Annotated in this window: 1 tRNA gene and 2 rRNA genes (1 of these 3 cut by a window edge); all 3 read right to left on the reverse strand. The window is 54.6% G+C overall.

The features are described 5' to 3' along the window. Window positions 1-4 precede the first annotated feature (4 nt). Window positions 5-81 (reverse strand) — tRNA-Met (locus AAC640_RS18170). 174 nt (window positions 82-255) lie between these two features. Then, a 5S ribosomal RNA gene (rrf, locus tag AAC640_RS18175) occupies window positions 256-370 on the reverse strand. A 128-nt stretch (window positions 371-498) separates the two neighbouring features. Next, window positions 499-2,500, reverse strand: a 23S ribosomal RNA gene (locus AAC640_RS18180); it runs 797 nt beyond the window's last position.

Raw genomic sequence — 2,500 nt, forward strand, 5'->3', positions numbered from 1 at the left:
TTGTTGGTTGCGGGAGTAGGATTTGAACCTACGACCTTCAGGTTATGAGCCTGACGAGCTACCGGGCTGCTCCATCCCGCGACACTGGGTTTTGCCTCAAGCGGCGTTGGCTGCATCTGCGGCCCTGGCGTTGTCGGCCTTGGGCGGCGGGGCGGCCGGTTGCCCTTTTGGCGCCCTTGGGGTCCATTGGCCCGTTGTGGTGGGCCAAAAGGGGTGTGAATGGGTTTTGTTTTTGTTCAAAGCGCGAGCTGCAATGCCTGGCGACGCCCTACTCTTCCGGGGCTTGAGCCACAGTACCATCGGCGCAGACTGGTTTCACGGCCGAGTTCGGGATGGGATCGGGTGGGTCACAGACGCTATGGTCACCAAGCAATGAAGCTTGCGCTTTGGGTTATAATCGATGCCGTGCACTTTGGGTGTTGCGTTATCTGGCTTGAGGTAAGATCACCCCATCGCTGCTGATTTGCTGTTGCCAGCACTGTCATTGATGGTGGGACTCTCAGGCGCGATCAGAGCAATTAGGACCGGTTAGCTCCATATGTTACCACACTTCTACATCCGGCCTATCAAGGTCGTGGTCTACGACCGCTCGAAGAAATCTTATCTTGAGGGAGGCTTCCCGCTTAGATGCTTTCAGCGGTTATCCCGTCCATACATAGCTACCCAGCTGCGCTCCTGGCGGAACGACTGGTACACCAGAGGTATGTTCAACCCGGTCCTCTCGTACTAGGGTCAACTCCTCTCAAATTTCGACGCCCACGGCAGATAGGGACCAAACTGTCTCGCGACGTTCTGAACCCAGCTCACGTACCACTTTAATTGGCGAACAGCCAAACCCTTGGGACCTGCTCCAGCCCCAGGATGTGATGAGCCGACATCGAGGTGCCAAACGATTCCGTCGATATGAGCTCTTGGGAATCATCAGCCTGTTATCCCCGGCGTACCTTTTATCCGTTGAGCGATGGCCCTTCCACGAGGGACCACCGGATCACTATGACCGACTTTCGTCTCTGCTCGACTTGTCAGTCTCGCAGTCAGGCGGGCTTATGCCATTGCACTCTAACAGACGGTTTCCAACCGTCCTGAGCCCACCATCGCGCGCCTCCGTTACTCTTTAGGAGGCGACCGCCCCAGTCAAACTACCCGCCACAGAGGGTCCCTGCACCGGATAACGGTGCGAGGTTAGACATCAGAAAACAACAGGGTGGTATTTCACCTATGGCTCCACGACAACTGGCGTCATCGCTTCAAAGCCTCCCACCTATGCTACACAGTTCTTTCCTAATGCCACTCTGAAGCTGCAGTAAAGGTGCACGGGGTCTTTCCGTCTAACCGCGGGTACTCCGCATCTTCACGGAGAATTCAATTTCGCTGAGCATATCCTGGAGACAGTGGGGAAGTCGTTACGCCATTCGTGCAGGTCGGAACTTACCCGACAAGGAATTTCGCTACCTTAGGACCGTTATAGTTACGGCCGCCGTTTACCTGGGCTTCAATTCAGAGCTTGCACTCCTCCTCTTAACCTTCAGGCACCGGGCAGGCGTCAGGCCCTATACGTCGTCTTGAAGCCGACTTAGCAGAGCCCTGTGTTTTTGCTAAACAGTCGCTACCCCCTGGCCTGTGCCCCCCAATAGTGCTTGCGCATAATTGGGGCCTCCTTCTTCCGAAGGTACGGAGGCAATTTGCCGAGTTCCTTCAGGATACTTCTCTCAAACGCCTTGGTATACTCTACCATTCCACCTGTGTCGGTTTAGGGTACGGTCTATACGGAGGGGCTATTTCCTGGGACAGTTTCCCTGCCTGGACCAATCCAATAAGGCCAGACAAGTTGCACCATCCGTCACACACCTCCAGGCCCACGAATATTAACGTGGTTCCCATCGACTACCCCCTTCGGGCTCGTCTTAGGGGCCGGCTTACCCTGCTCAGATTAGCTTTAAGCAGGAACCCTTGGAATTTCGGCGACAGTGCATCTCACACTGTTAATCGCTACTCATGTCTGCATTCGCACTTCCGATACCTCCACGGTCGGTTACCCTTCCGCTTCAACGGCCTACGGAACGCTCCGCTACCGCTCAGATCAAAGATCTGAACCCTAAGCTTCGGTGCATCACTTTAGCCCCGTTACATCTTCGCCGCAGGATCTCTTGTTTAGACCAGTGAGCTGTTACGCTTTCTTTAAAGGATGGCTGCTTCTAAGCCAACCTCCTGGTTGTTTTGGAAATCCCACATGCTTTCCCACTTAGTGATGACTTGGGGACCTTAGCTGTAGGTTAGGGCTGTTTCCCTTTTGACGACGGACCTTAGCACCCGCCGTCTGTCTGCCGAACTAGACTCGTTGGTATTCGGAGTTTGGTTAGTATTGGTAGATCTCGCGACCCCCGCAACCATCCAGTGCTCTACCCCCAACGGCAATCATTCGACGCTCTACCTCAATAGATTTCGCGGAGAACCAGCTATTTCCCGGCTTGATTGGCCTTTCACCCCTAAACACAACTCA

Source organism: Sphingobium mellinum, assembly GCF_037860795.1.
GTDB classification, from domain to species: Bacteria; Pseudomonadota; Alphaproteobacteria; order Sphingomonadales; family Sphingomonadaceae; genus Sphingobium; species Sphingobium mellinum.